At 66.0% G+C, this 13,084-nt stretch carries 15 protein-coding genes and 1 tRNA gene; 9 read left to right on the top strand and 7 right to left on the bottom strand.

The features are described 5' to 3' along the window. The first annotated feature begins 11 nt into the window (after positions 1–11). The 8 genes from secY to DELCS14_RS27060 all read left to right on the top strand — a co-directional run bounded on the left by secY (position 12) and on the right by DELCS14_RS27060 (position 4,890). Entirely contained in the window at positions 12–1,331 is a 1,320-nt protein-coding gene (secY, locus tag DELCS14_RS27090; RefSeq protein ID WP_012202974.1) for a preprotein translocase subunit SecY, read from the top strand. 132 nt (positions 1,332–1,463) lie between these two features. Continuing rightward, entirely contained in the window at positions 1,464–1,577 is a 114-nt protein-coding gene (gene rpmJ / locus DELCS14_RS30255; protein WP_003050535.1) for a 50S ribosomal protein L36, read from the top strand. Between the two features lie 22 nt (positions 1,578–1,599). Next, the gene (rpsM, locus tag DELCS14_RS27085; RefSeq protein WP_012202975.1) at positions 1,600–1,965 is read left to right on the top strand and encodes a 30S ribosomal protein S13; all 366 of its coding nucleotides are present in this window, start codon (positions 1,600–1,602) and stop codon (positions 1,963–1,965) included. Positions 1,966–1,983: 18 nt separating this feature from the next. Then, positions 1,984–2,388, top strand: a complete 405-nt coding sequence (gene rpsK, locus DELCS14_RS27080) for a 30S ribosomal protein S11 (protein WP_012202976.1) — start codon at positions 1,984–1,986, stop codon at positions 2,386–2,388. Positions 2,389–2,478: 90 nt separating this feature from the next. Further along, positions 2,479–3,102, top strand: coding sequence for a 30S ribosomal protein S4 (gene rpsD, locus DELCS14_RS27075; protein WP_012202977.1), 624 nt, complete (start codon positions 2,479–2,481; stop codon positions 3,100–3,102). Between the two features lie 112 nt (positions 3,103–3,214). Continuing rightward, complete coding sequence (gene rpoA, locus DELCS14_RS27070) at positions 3,215–4,213, top strand: DNA-directed RNA polymerase subunit alpha (RefSeq protein WP_012202978.1); 999 nt, start codon at positions 3,215–3,217, stop codon at positions 4,211–4,213. Positions 4,214–4,399: 186 nt separating this feature from the next. Then, positions 4,400–4,792 carry a 50S ribosomal protein L17 gene (gene rplQ / locus DELCS14_RS27065; RefSeq protein ID WP_012202979.1) on the top strand — a complete coding sequence of 131 codons (393 nt, stop codon included), beginning with the start codon at positions 4,400–4,402 and terminating at the stop codon, positions 4,790–4,792. Positions 4,793–4,813: 21 nt separating this feature from the next. Continuing rightward, positions 4,814–4,890: transfer RNA gene (locus DELCS14_RS27060), tRNA-Met, on the top strand. Between the two features lie 82 nt (positions 4,891–4,972). On the opposite strand, the gene DELCS14_RS27055 is transcribed toward DELCS14_RS27060, so the two are convergent. After that, positions 4,973–5,290, bottom strand: coding sequence for a hypothetical protein (locus tag DELCS14_RS27055; protein ID WP_012202980.1), 318 nt, complete (start codon positions 5,288–5,290; stop codon positions 4,973–4,975). Positions 5,291–5,584: 294 nt separating this feature from the next. Here DELCS14_RS27055 and DELCS14_RS27050 point away from each other — a divergent pair, with 294 nt between their 5' ends. After that, positions 5,585–7,090, top strand: coding sequence for a DASS family sodium-coupled anion symporter (locus tag DELCS14_RS27050; RefSeq protein ID WP_013804443.1), 1,506 nt, complete (start codon positions 5,585–5,587; stop codon positions 7,088–7,090). Positions 7,091–7,102: 12 nt separating this feature from the next. Here DELCS14_RS27050 and DELCS14_RS27045 read toward each other — a convergent pair whose 3' ends face one another. From DELCS14_RS27045 to DELCS14_RS27020, 6 genes are read right to left on the bottom strand one after another with little or no spacing between them, the layout of a single operon-like run. Then, positions 7,103–7,690: an alkylhydroperoxidase domain protein gene (locus DELCS14_RS27045; protein WP_013804442.1), complete on the bottom strand. Its 588-nt coding sequence runs from the start codon at positions 7,688–7,690 to the stop codon at positions 7,103–7,105. Then, the gene (locus DELCS14_RS27040) at positions 7,687–8,382 is read right to left on the bottom strand and encodes a CMD domain protein (protein ID WP_013804441.1); all 696 of its coding nucleotides are present in this window, start codon (positions 8,380–8,382) and stop codon (positions 7,687–7,689) included. The genes DELCS14_RS27045 and DELCS14_RS27040 overlap by 4 nt, the downstream gene beginning before the upstream one ends. Beyond that, positions 8,379–9,509, bottom strand: coding sequence for a putative FMN-dependent luciferase-like monooxygenase (locus DELCS14_RS27035; RefSeq protein ID WP_013804440.1), 1,131 nt, complete (start codon positions 9,507–9,509; stop codon positions 8,379–8,381). Before DELCS14_RS27035 ends, DELCS14_RS27040 begins: the two co-directional genes overlap by 4 nt. Further along, complete coding sequence (locus tag DELCS14_RS27030) at positions 9,490–11,181, bottom strand: ABC transporter ATP-binding protein (protein WP_013804439.1); 1,692 nt, start codon at positions 11,179–11,181, stop codon at positions 9,490–9,492. Before DELCS14_RS27030 ends, DELCS14_RS27035 begins: the two co-directional genes overlap by 20 nt. After that, positions 11,178–12,134 carry an ABC transporter permease gene (locus DELCS14_RS27025; RefSeq protein WP_012202986.1) on the bottom strand — a complete coding sequence of 319 codons (957 nt, stop codon included), beginning with the start codon at positions 12,132–12,134 and terminating at the stop codon, positions 11,178–11,180. Before DELCS14_RS27025 ends, DELCS14_RS27030 begins: the two co-directional genes overlap by 4 nt. After that, positions 12,131–13,078 (bottom strand): ABC transporter permease, encoded by a 948-nt coding sequence (locus DELCS14_RS27020; RefSeq protein WP_013804438.1) that lies wholly within the window; start codon positions 13,076–13,078, stop codon positions 12,131–12,133. The genes DELCS14_RS27025 and DELCS14_RS27020 overlap by 4 nt, the downstream gene beginning before the upstream one ends. Positions 13,079–13,084 lie beyond the last annotated feature (6 nt).

Raw genomic sequence — 13,084 nt, 5'->3', positions numbered from 1 at the left:
AGAAGACATCCGTGGCTACTAGCGCAGCTCAAATTGCAAAAACCGGAAAATTCGGCGATCTTCGCCGCCGTCTGGTTTTTCTGTTGCTCGCGCTGGTCGTTTACCGGATCGGGGCTCATATCCCCGTGCCGGGCATCGATCCAGCGCAGCTGCAGCAGCTGTTCAATGGCCAGCAGGGCGGCATTCTCAATCTGTTCAACATGTTCTCGGGTGGGGCGCTCTCGCGCTTCACGGTGTTCGCACTGGGGATCATGCCGTACATCTCGGCATCGATCATCATGCAGCTCATGACCTACGTGGTCCCTACATTCGAGCAGCTGAAAAAGGAAGGTGAATCGGGTCGTCGCAAGATCACCCAATACACCCGCTACGGCACATTGGGCCTGGCGATTTTTCAGTCCCTGGGAATTGCCGTGGCTCTGGAAAGCTCCGCAGGTCTGGTTCTGAGCCCTGGCTTCGGCTTCCGCCTCACGGCGGTGGTCAGCCTGACGGCCGGCACCATGTTCCTGATGTGGCTCGGTGAACAGATCACGGAACGTGGTCTGGGCAACGGCATCTCGATCCTCATCTTTGGAGGTATCGCCGCAGGTCTGCCGAGCTCCATCGGTGGTCTGCTGGAGCTGGTGCGCACCGGTGCCATGAGCATCCTGGCCGCGATCTTCATCGTTCTCGTGGTGGCAGCCGTGACGTACTTCGTCGTGTTTGTCGAGCGGGGACAACGCAAGATCCTGGTGAACTATGCGCGTCGTCAGGTGGGTAACAAGGTGTATGGTGGCCAGTCTTCGCACTTGCCGCTGAAGCTGAACATGGCGGGGGTCATTCCTCCCATCTTCGCTTCCTCGATCATCTTGCTGCCGGCGACCGTTGTGAACTGGTTCAGTGCAGGGGAATCCATGCGCTGGCTGAAGGACATTGCTAGCACGCTGACCCCCGGTCAGCCGATCTATGTGATGCTCTACGCCACTGCCATCATCTTCTTCTGCTTCTTCTACACGGCCCTGGTGTTCAACAGCCGGGAAACCGCCGACAACCTGAAGAAGAGTGGTGCCTTCATCCCCGGGATCCGTCCCGGTGACCAGACGGCCCGCTACATTGACAAGATCCTGGTTCGCCTGACCCTGGCTGGCGCGGTGTACATCACATTCGTGTGCTTGTTGCCCGAGTTCCTGATCCTGAAGTACAACGTTCCGTTCTACTTCGGTGGCACATCACTGCTGATTATTGTGGTGGTGACCATGGACTTCATGGCCCAGGTGCAGAACTACATGATGTCGCAACAGTACGAATCGCTCCTCAAAAAGGCGAACTTCAAAGCGACACTTGGCAATTGAACTAAGTGATGGGCCTGGCCGGCGGTGCCGGCGGGTCCAGTAAGAGTTAGTAGACGCCCACTCGATCTATCCATCGCGGGCATGTTTCCCGGTCGATAGGCCGTAACGGATGTAGAGTTTTAGGAGAATGAAATGAGAGTTTCGGCTTCGGTCAAAAAAATCTGCCGTAACTGCAAGATCATCCGCCGCAAAGGTGTGGTGCGAGTGATCTGCACGGACCAGCGCCACAAGCAGCGCCAGGGTTGATAGGAAAGTTTGAGGACGAATAATGGCACGTATCGCTGGCATTAACATCCCGCCGCATCAGCACGCTGAAATCGGCCTGACCGCTATCTATGGGATCGGTCGCACCACTGCACGCAAGATCTGCGAAGCCGCTGGCATCGCATATTCCAAGAAAATCAAGGAACTGACTGACGGTGATCTGGAAAAGATCCGTGATCAGCTGACTTCCCTGACTCTGGAAGGTGATCTGCGTCGCGAAACAACGATGAACATCAAGCGTTTGATGGACATCGGTTGCTATCGCGGTTTCCGTCATCGTCGTGGCCTGCCCATGCGTGGTCAACGTACCCGCACGAATGCACGTACCCGCAAGGGTCCGCGCAAGGGTGCCGCGGCTTTGAAGAAATAAAGAGATTGAAAGATCACTATGGCTAAGTCTCCCGCAAACAACGCTGCACAGCGCGTTCGCAAGAAAGTCCGTAAGAACATTTCGGACGGCATTGCCCACGTGCACGCTTCGTTCAACAACACGATCATCACCATCACCGACCGCCAAGGCAACGCTCTGTCGTGGGCCTCGTCGGGTGGCCAGGGCTTCAAGGGTTCGCGCAAGTCGACTCCCTTCGCTGCCCAGGTGGCTTCGGAAGTGGCTGGTCGTGCTGCCATCGAACAGGGCATCAAGAACCTGGACGTCGAAATCAAGGGTCCCGGTCCTGGCCGTGAATCCTCGGTTCGCGCCCTGGGCGCCCTGGGCATCCGCATCACCTCCATCGCGGACGTGACGCCGGTTCCCCACAACGGCTGCCGCCCTCAAAAGCGCCGTCGTATCTAAGCTTTTTCACCAAGCCCACCGCCGCCCAGATGTGTAACATCGCGGGCGGCTCCCGTGCTTGTGCACGGCAGATGACACAAAGGAAATCAAGTGGCACGCTATATCGGCCCCAAGGCCAAACTCTCCCGCCGTGAAGGCACTGACCTGTTCCTGAAGAGCGCACGTCGCTCGATCGCCGACAAGTCCAAGTTCGACACCAAGCCCGGCCAGCACGGCCGCACTTCCGGTCAGCGTACTTCCGACTTCGGCCTGCAGCTGCGTGAAAAGCAGAAGGTCAAGCGCATGTACGGCGTGCTGGAAAAGCAATTCCGCCGCTACTTCGAAGCCGCCGACAAGAAGAAGGGCAACACCGGTGCCAATCTGCTGTCGCTGCTGGAGTCGCGTCTGGACAACGTGGTGTACCGCATGGGCTTCGGCTCGACCCGCTCGGAAGCGCGTCAGCTGGTGTCGCACAAGGCCATCACGGTCAACGGCCAATCCGTCAACATCCCTTCCTACATGGTGAAGGTGGGTGACGTGGTCGCCGTGCGTGAAAAGTCCAAGAAGCAGGCTCGTATCGTCGAAGCCCTGCAACTGGCTGGTCAAGTCGGTTTCCCCGCATGGGTGGAAGTGTCTGCCGACAAGGCTGAAGGCACGTTCAAGAAGTCGCCTGACCGCGACGAGTTCGGTGCAGACATCAACGAATCCCTGATCGTTGAGTTGTACTCGCGTTAATTCCGCGCAGCGACATTTCTGTAAAACCGTCCCCCAGCCGCGAGGCATCGCGCTGGGGTGCTTCACCAGCCTTACCGGTGTAACGAGCCGGGGGTATTGAGAGGAAGTCTGCATGCAAACCAATTTGCTGAAGCCCAAGACGATCAATGTCGAGCAGCTTGGCCACAATCGCGCCAAAGTTGTTCTGGAGCCGTTTGAGCGTGGCTACGGCCATACGCTGGGCAACGCCCTGCGCCGTGTCCTGCTCTCGTCCATGGTGGGTTACGCAGCGACGGAAGTGACGATTGCTGGTGTGTTGCACGAGTACTCGTCCATCGACGGTGTCCAGGAAGATGTGGTCAACATCCTGCTGAACCTCAAGGGTGTGGTGTTCAAGCTGCACAACCGCGATGAGGTCACGCTCTCGCTGCGCAAGGATGGCGAAGGCGTCGTGACGGCGCGCGACATCCAGACGCCCCACGACGTGGAAATCATCAATCCTGATCATGTCATCGCCAACCTGTCGCAAGGCGGCAAGCTGGACATGCAGATCAAGGTGGAGAAGGGCCGCGGCTATGTGCCCGGCAACGTGCGCCGCTATGGCGACGAGTCCACGAAGTCGATCGGCCGCATTGTGCTGGACGCTTCGTTCTCGCCCGTCAAGCGCGTGAGCTACGCCGTCGAATCGGCCCGCGTTGAACAACGCACCGACCTCGACAAGCTGGTGGTGGAGATCGAAACCAATGGTGCGATCACTGCCGAGGACGCCGTGCGCGCCTCCGCCAAGATCCTGGTGGAACAGCTCGCCGTGTTCGCTCAGCTGGACGGCGGCGATATCGCCAGCGTCTTCGATGCTCCGGCCGGTGGCCGTGGTGCCGCAACCGCCTTTGATCCCATCTTGCTGCGTCCCGTGGACGAGCTGGAACTCACAGTGCGTTCGGCCAACTGCCTCAAGGCAGAGAACATCTACTACATCGGCGACCTGATCCAGCGTACCGAAAACGAGCTGCTCAAGACCCCCAACCTGGGTCGCAAGTCGCTCAACGAGATCAAGGAAGTCCTGGCTTCCCGCGGTCTGACGCTGGGCATGAAGCTCGAGAACTGGCCGCCTGCTGGCCTGGAAAAGCGCTAAGCACTATAATTGCAGGCTCTCCTTTTTGGAGAGCCTCAGTGCCTCGGGCAGTACCTGATACGGCTGCACGAATTAATCAACAACTTGCGCAAATTCGGTTGAGGCAAGCTGCAGATCCGGTAACGGGTCCAGGCTTGCATCCTTGTTTGCGCAAGCCCTAATTACATATTTTAGGAATAAAGCACCATGCGTCACGGTCACGGCCTCCGCAAACTCAATCGCACCTCTTCGCACCGCCTGGCGATGCTGAAGAACATGATGAATTCGCTCATCGAGCACGAAGCCATCAAGACCACCGTTCCCAAGGCCAAGGAACTGCGCCGCGTGATCGAGCCCATGATCACCCTGGCCAAGGTCGACACCGTTGCCAACCGCCGTCTGGCATTCGACCGCCTGCGCGACCGCGACAGCGTGACCAAGCTCTTCAACGAGCTGGGCCCCCGCTTCGCAAAGCGTCCTGGTGGCTACACCCGTATCCTGAAGATGGGCTTCCGCGTGGGCGACAACGCCCCCATGGCCTTCGTGGAACTGGTCGAGCGCGCTGAAGAAGGCGCCGCCGAAGCCAAGGCAGCTGAATAATCTGCTATAATTTTGGAATACCGCGCGATGGAGCAGTCTGGTAGCTCGTTGGGCTCATAACCCAAAGGTCGGAGGTTCAAATCCTTCTCGCGCAACCAAATTGAAAAGGGCTACGACAACTGTCGTAGCCCTTTTTTCATGCCCTCGCGTCAGGGCAAAGGCCAGGCGGACAGCGCGGCATCAGCCGCCCAGCTGGTTGCCGATGCGCTGGCCCAGCCGCAGGCGCACGCGGTGGGCGATTTCCTGGGCGACCTCGGGGCTGAGCACTTCGCTGATGTGCAGCAGCTCGGTGTAGTGCATGTACAGAAGGCCGCGCAGGGTCTTGAATGCGGCCTCGTGCTCGGCGCCGCAGACGCTGGCGTCATTGGCCAGCACGCGCTCCACCACACCGGCCTGCAGCAGCGGGATCTTGCATATGACGGCGTGGCGGGCGATCTCCAGGTCGATTTCCTGGAGCCGGCATTCCCATTCCTCGGGCAAGAATCGGTTGGCTGGCATGTCGGCTTTTCTCCTTTTTTCACTGCATGGGTACACCGGGGCGAAAGGCACCCGGTCTGGGGATGCTGTCATGTGAGCGGGGCTCGGTGGCCTGGGTCGCCAGGTTTACTGGCCCGGCCTTGACGCCTGTCAAACTTCGGTGGCGCAGGCGCCCGCTGGAAGCCGGGCTCATGCTGCACTGCATCATGATGTCAGTCATGCGGCGCGGCCGCCAGTGCCCGTGCAGGCTGGTGGGCTTTTGCTCCCGGCAGGCCATGCTCTCTCGGCGCCGCTCCGGCAACGCAAAGGATCCACATGCTCGAGAAGATCGCCTCGCTGTTCCGCTATTTCAAGGCGGCCGTGCCGTTCCGGCTGGTGCCGGCACTGATTGCCACCGCCGTGCTGTTCGGCCTGCTGCTGATGCCCGTGGCCGAGGGGCTGACGCCCAAGGGCTGGCAGCTGGTCGCCATTTTCCTGACCACCATCGTGGCCATCATCCTCAAGGTCATGCCCATCGGCGTGATGGCCTTGATGGCCATCGTCATCGTCTCGCTGTCCCAGGTCACCTCCGGCTCGTCCAAGGGTGCCATCACCGATGCGCTGAGCAGCTTTTCCAGCCCGCTGATCTGGCTGATCGTGGTGGCCATCCTGATCTCGCGCGGCCTCAAGAAGACGGGGCTGGGCAGCCGCATCGGCCTGATGTTCATCGCCCTGCTGGGCAAGCGCACCATCGGCATCGGCTACGGCCTGGCGATCTGCGAGCTGGTGCTGGCTCCGTTCACGCCCAGCAACACGGCGCGCGGCGGCGGCATCGTGCACCCGATCATGAAGTCCATCGCCAATGCCTTCGAGTCGGACCCGGCCAAGGGCACGCAGGGCAAGGTGGGCACCTACCTGGCCCTGGTCAACTACCACGCCAATCCCATCACCTCGGCCATGTTCCTGACCGCCACCGCGCCCAACCCGCTGGTGGTGGATTTCGTGGCCAAGGCCACGGGCCAGGCCCTGCACCTGAGCTGGACCACCTGGGCGCTGTACATGCTGCTGCCGGGCCTGCTGTGCCTGCTGCTGATGCCGCTGGTGATCTACCTGCTGTCGCCGCCCGAGCTCAAGGCCACGCCCAATGCCGTGGAGTACGCGCGCAGCGAGATGGCGCGCATGGGGCCGCTGTCGGGCAAGGAGCGCGTGATGCTGGGCACCTTCGGCCTGATGCTGCTGCTGTGGGCCAACGTGCCGCAGATGCTGTTCGGCTCGGCCTTCGTGCTGGACCCCACCGTGGTCGCCTTCCTGGGCCTGTTCGTGCTGATCATCACGGGCACCATCGACTGGGATGACGTGCTGTCCGAGAAAAGCGCCTGGGATACCCTGGTATGGTTCGGCGCCCTGGTCATGCTGGCCGAGCAGCTCAACAAGCTCGGCGTGGTGTCCTGGTTTGCCGTGGGCATGAAGAACGCCATCGTCGCCAGCGGCCTGGACTGGCTGCCGGTGGCGGCCATCCTGGTGGGCGTGTTCGTGTTCTCGCACTACCTGTTCGCCAGCACCACGGCCCACATCAGCGCGATGATGCTGGCCTTCCTGACCGTGGGTGCGCAGCTGATTCCGGCCGACTATGTCGTGCCCTTCATGCTGATGATGACGGCCGGCTCGGCCATCATGATGACGCTGACCCACTACGCCACCGGCACTTCGCCCATCATCTTCGGCAGCGGCTATGTCACGCTGGGCAACTGGTGGCGCGTGGGTGCGGCCATGTGCGTGATCGAGCTGCTGATCTTTGCCGTGGTCGGCAGTGTCTGGTGGAAGCTGCTGGGCCTGTGGTGAGGGCGGCCGCCCTCAAGCCGTGGTCCGTGGCTCGCCCAGCGACAGCATGAGCCGGTTGGCCCAGTTGAAGAAGGCCGTGCCGTGCAGCACATCGGAGATGGCGGCATCGTCCAGGCCTGCGGTGCGCAGCGCATCGATGTGGGCGGGCTCCAGCGCAGGCGGCGTCTGGGTCAGCGCCACGGCCGCCGTGACGATGGCGTTCCAGCGCGGCCCCAGGTCCGTGCCCGGGCCTTCGTCGAGCAGGCGCTGCACGTCGCCGCCCCGGCGCGAGAAATGCGTGGCAAAGCGCGCATGGACCGAGGCGCAGTAGATGCAGCCATTGGCGCGCGAGGTGGCTGCAGCGGCCAGCTCGCGCTCGGCGCGCGGCAGGCCGGCGTCGGGGTTGTAGAAGATGTCCTTGTCGGTGCGCGTGCGTGCGCCCAGCGTGTCGGGGTCGCGCGCCAGCAGGCGGAAGTAGGGCGACTGCGCGCGTGAGGCATCGACCAGGCCTGCATGGTGGCGTTCGGTCAGCTCGCTTTCTTCCAGCGGCTCAATCCATGGCAGCCAGTCGAGTTGTTCCTGGGTGAAGACCTGGGGAGCGGCGGAGTTCGTTGAGGTCATGGCTGGGCTTGCAGGGTGGTGGGTTGATGGGCTGCCTGGGGCGCGGGGCGTGCAGCCAGCACGCGCAACCCCGCCACCACGCGGATCTGGAAGGACAGGAAGGACGCCAGCTGGGACAGGATGACGATGTCCGTCTCGCTCCAGCCCGCCTGTTGCAGCGCCCGCAGGGCCCCGGCGCTGGCGTCGCGCGGGTGGTAGGCCAGCAGGTGGGCATGGGCCAGCGCCGCGGCCAGGCGCGGGCCCAGCAGTGCGGCGTGGGCCGGGTCCACGGCATAGGCGGGGCCGGGCTGGTCCTCGCGGCTCAGCGGGCCTGCCGGGTAGCTGCCGTAGGGGCCGTGCGGGCCGCTGCCGGCCTGCAGGCTCTGGGCGCGGCCACGCACCACTTCGGACGCCACCACGGCGGCCAGTTCCGCATCCTCGGTGGCCAGTCCGCGTGTATAGAAGACGGCGCTGCGCGGCTCGCCATGCAGCCCGGCCGTGAAGGCGGCCAGGGCCAGCCGCTCGGGCAGCGAGACCGTGCCGGGCACGGGCTCGGCGGGCGTGAACAGGGCGGCAAAGCTTTGCTGGGCCTGCGTGCGTGCCTCGGTGCGGTGGCGGCGCACGCGGTCCAGTGCGCTGCCGGGGGTGATGTCGGCGAGGTGGTCGATCACGTCGCCGGGAAAGCGGGGCGTTGCGGTGGTGTTCATGGTCATGCGGCTTGCAGCAGTCCGGCCCGGACTGCGGGGAGGGAAGAGGGCGCTGGGGTGGACGTGGATGTGGACTCATCGGCACGGCGCCAGCCCAGGGCCGGTGCCACATGGGCGGCCGTCAGCTCGATGGAGCGCAGGATGGCGTCGTGCGGAGGGTCGATGGAATGCACCTGGAAGACGATGTCGCTCACGCGCGCCAGCGCCGTGTCGGCGCGCAGCGAGGCAATGACCTCGTCGGGCGTGCCCACATGCACGTCGTAGGCGGCGATGAGATCGGCCAGCGGCGCCTGCGGATCGACGCGGGCCGCCCATTGCGAGGGCTGGGTCGCATGGCGCAGGGCCACGCGGCGCAGGCCGGCCTCGGCCCAGCGCAGCGCATCGTCTCGGCGGTCGGCCACGAACAGCGTGCGCGAGCCCAGGATGCGCGGCGCCCGCCCTGCGGGCAGGCGGGCGAGGTAGGCGTCGATGATGGGGTTCTGGATCTCGGACAGCGTGGCCTGCGGCGCGCCTTGGGGCCGTGGCTGGGTGCGCGACAGCATCAGGCCGTCGCCGTTGGCCCCGGCCCGCGCGCCGCCCTCGGCCGAGAACGTGGCCTGCCAGACGCGCTCCAGCAGCTGCGGCGCGGCCGGGTACAGGCGCACGCCGCCGGCCAGCGCACGCCCGGCCCAGGCGTCCTGCAGCACGCCGAAGTTGCGTGCGAAGACGGCGCCGCGCTCTGCGCCCTGCACGCCAAAGGCCTCGAAGGATTCGGCCGTGCCGCCCGTGCCCAGGCCCACCTCCAGGCGGCCGCCGGTCAGCAGGTCCAGCACGGCCGCGTCCTCGGCCACGCGCAGCGCGTTTTCCAGCGGCAGCGTGATCACGCCCGTGCCGATGCGGATGCGCCGCGTGCGCGCCGCCACATGGGCCAGGAAGACGAAGGGCGAGGGCAGGCCGCCCTCGCTTTCATGGAAATGGTGCTGGGCCACCCAGGCCGAGTCGAAGCCGTGGGCCTCGGCATGGGCGATCTGCTCGGCCACCAGGCGGTAGCGCTCGCCGGCCGGCGCGTCGTCGAGCAGGCGGCTGAAGAAGCCCAGGCGCGGGCCGCTGCGGGGGACGGCGCCAGCGTGTGTGTCAGGCGGTATGAGGGACAAAATCAATGCTCCTTTTGCCGGGAATGGCGTCCATGAGTTCACGCGTGTAGTCGCTGGTGGGGCGCTGGAACACCTCCTCCACGCTGCCCGCGTCCACCACCCGGCCCGCGCGCAGCACCGACACCGTGTCGGCAATCTGGCGCACCACGGCAAGGTCGTGCGAGATGAAGAGATAGGTCAGCCCCAGGTCCTGCTGCAGCTGGGCGAGCAGGGCGAGGATCTGGGCCTGCACCGTCACGTCCAGGGCCGATACGGCCTCGTCCAGCACCAGCACCTGCGGCTGCAGCACCAGGGCGCGCGCAATCGCCACGCGCTGGCGCTGGCCGCCCGACAGCGCATGCGGGCGCCGCTGCAGCACGGCGGCCGGCAGGCCCACGCGCTCCAGCATGTCGTGCACGCGCCGGCGGCGCTCATCGGCCGGCAGCGGGTCGAAGTTCAGCAGGGGCTCCTCGATGATGTCGAACACGCTCTGGCGCGGGTCCAGAGAACTGAACGGGTTCTGGTAGACCAACTGCACGCGGCGGCGCAGCTGGCGCAGGGCCTCGCCGCGCAGGCCCGTGACCTCGGTGCCTTCGATGCGGATGCGGCCCGCCGTGGGCCGGCCCAGGCCCACGATGGCGCGGATGGTGGTGGTCTTGCCCGAGCCTGACTCGCCCACGATGGCATGCGTGCTGCCCCGGCGCACGCGCAGCGACACGCCGTCCACGGCGCGGAAGATGCCGCGCCCGTGGGCCGAGGCATGGCCGGGCGCCGCGAACTCGTGCACCAGGTCCTCGACCTCGATGGCCCAGTCATCGGCCGTGGCGGGCCTGGGCGTGCGGCGCGGCGCGGGCGCCAGAGAAGGCGCATCGGCCAGCAGTCGCCGCGTATAGGCGCTTTGCGGATTGCGCAGCAGCTCCAGCGTGGGACCCTGCTCCTGGATGCGGCCGCCCTGCATGACGACCAGGCGGTGCGAGCGGTCGGCCGCCACGCCCAGGTCATGCGTGACCAGCAGCACGGCCGTGCCGGTCTCGCGGCGCAGCGCGTCGATCAGGTCCAGGATGCGCCGCTGCACGGTCACGTCCAGCGCGCTGGTGGGCTCGTCGGCAATGATGAGGGCGGGCCGCAGCGCGATGGCGATGGCGATCAGCACGCGCTGGCGCATGCCGCCCGACAGTTCGTGCGGATACTGGCGTGCGCGCAGCGCGGGCTGGGACAGGCCCACGCGGGCCAGCAGCTCCAGCACGCGCGCCTCCACGGCCGTGCGGTCGCGCAGTCCGTGGATGCGCAGGATCTCGCCCACCTGGTCGCCCACCGTGCGCACGGGGTTCAGCGACATGGTGGGGTCCTGCGGCACCAGGCTGACCACGCGGCCGCGGATGGCGTTCCAGCGTGCGGCCGGCCAGCCCGAGACCTCGGTGCCCTGCAGGCGGATGCTGCCGTGCTCGCGGTGGCCGTTGTCGGCCAAAAGGCCGATCACGGCCTGGGCCGTGGTGGTCTTGCCCGAGCCCGATTCGCCGACCAGGGCCACCACCTCGCCCGGCGCCACGGAAAACGACACGCCGTGCACCACGCGCTGCGCCTGGCCTGCGGCATCGCGGTAGGCCACGGCCAGGTCCTGCACTTCGAGCACGGGGGCGGTGGTTGCCACCGCTGGTGCGGCGTGGATGCGTTCCTCGATGGCGGCGCTCATGCAGGCCTCCGTGCGAAGGCCGTGGCGATGCGGTTGGCCGCCAGCACCACGGCCACCACGATCAGGCCCGGCGCCGTGGTCAGCCACCAGGCGGTGGCGATGTAGTTGCGGCCCTCGGCGATCAGCAGCCCCCATTCGGGCGTGGGCGGCGGTGCGCCGTAGCCCAGAAAACCCAGGGTGGAAATCGCAAGGATCGCCGAGCCGAACTGCAGCGCCGCCATGGCGATGACCGAGGTCAGCGAGTTGGGCAGCACATGGCGCCACAGCACGGCGGCAAAGCGCCCGCCGCTGCCAAAGGCGGCCTCCACATAGTCGGAGCGGCGCACGCGCACCACCTCCGAGCGCACCAGGCGCGCGAAGCTGGCCACCGAGACCACGCCTACGGCAATGGCCGCGTTGATGGTGCCAAAGCCCAGCACGATGATGATGGTCAGCGACAGCAGCAGCGAAGGCACGGCCAGCAGCACATCGACCAGGCGCATCAGCGCATCTTCCGTGCGCCCGCCCGTGGCCCCGGCCAGCAGGCCGATCAGCGTGCCCACGGCCAGGCCCACGCCCACGGCCACGAAGGCGCCCGACAGCGAATGCACGGCGCCATGCACCACGCGCGCCCACAGGTCGCGCCCCAGCGCGTCCGTGCCCAGCCAGTGCGCGGCGCCGGGCGCCAGCAACTGCTGGCCGGCCTGGCCCGCGATCGGGTTCTGGTGGGCGAACCAGCCGGGCGCCAGTGCCCACAGCGCGGCCACGGCAATCACCAGCCAGGCCAGGGCCAGCGTGGGCGGCAGGCGTTTCAGGGATTGCAGGCGGGCCGGCAAGGCGAAGCTGCGGCGCGGGGCGGCTGGCGCAGGGGCCAGGGACGACGCTGGCAGCGCCGTGGGAATGGGAGTAGGAGTGGCGGGCGCGGCCTGGGCATCCAGGGCCGGGGAAAGAGCGCTTGAGACGGCAGTGTTCATGGCCGGTTCTCCACGGAATGGCGCAGGCGCGGATCAAGCAGCGGGTACAGCAGATCCACGGCGAGGTTGATGAGTACGAAGGCGGCGGCCGAGACGACCACCACGGCCTGGAGCACGGCCGTGTCCTGGTTGCCCACGGCCTGCTGGGTCAGCGTGCCCAGGCCATTGAGGCCAAACACGGCCTCCGTCACCACGGCCCCGGCCAGCAGCTCGCCGAACAGCACGCCGGCAATGGTCAGCGTGGGCAGCAGGGCATTGCGTGCCACATGGCGCAGCAGCACCCAGCGGCGCGAGGCGCCCTTGGCCCGTGCCACGGCCACGAAGGGCTGGGCCAGCACGGCATCGATATTGCGCAGCAGCACCTGGGCCAGCGGCGCCGAGATCGGCACGGCCAGGGTCAGCGTGGGCAGCACCAGTCCTTCCCAGGGGCCGGGATTGATCACGGCGATCCAGCCCAGGCGGAATGACACCACCTGGATCAGCATGATCCCCAGCCAGAACACGGGCACCGAGATAAAGACCGAAGGCAGCGAATACAGCGCGTTGCGCAGCCAGGCAAAGGGCGCCAGGCTGGCAGCCGCCGCCAGCGCCACGGCCAGCAGCGCGGCTGCGGCAAAGCCCAGGGCAGCGAGCTTGAGCGTGGGTGGCAGGCTGGTGGCCAGGCCCTGGCTCACCGGCACGCCGGCCTGCAGCGAATAGCCGAAGTGGCCCGTGAGGAACTGGCCCAGCGTGTGCAGGTACTGCTGCCACACGGGCTGGTCCGAGCCATAGGCGGCGCGGATGTCGGCGATCTCCTGCGGGCCCAGGCCCAGCTCGGGGTTCAGGAACTTGATCAGCACGGCATCGCCCGGCAGCAGCTGCAGCAGGATGAACGAGACCGTGAAGGCCGCCCACAGCACCAGGGCGGCCTGGGCGATGCGGCTGAGCAGATAGCGGCGCGGCATGGGAGC

The sequence above is a fragment of the Delftia sp. Cs1-4 genome (genome assembly GCF_000214395.1).
Classification (GTDB): Bacteria; Pseudomonadota; Gammaproteobacteria; order Burkholderiales; family Burkholderiaceae_C; genus Comamonas; species Comamonas acidovorans.
The sequence above is the reverse complement of the archived record's forward strand: the minus strand, read 5'-3'. Positions and strand labels throughout refer to the sequence as shown.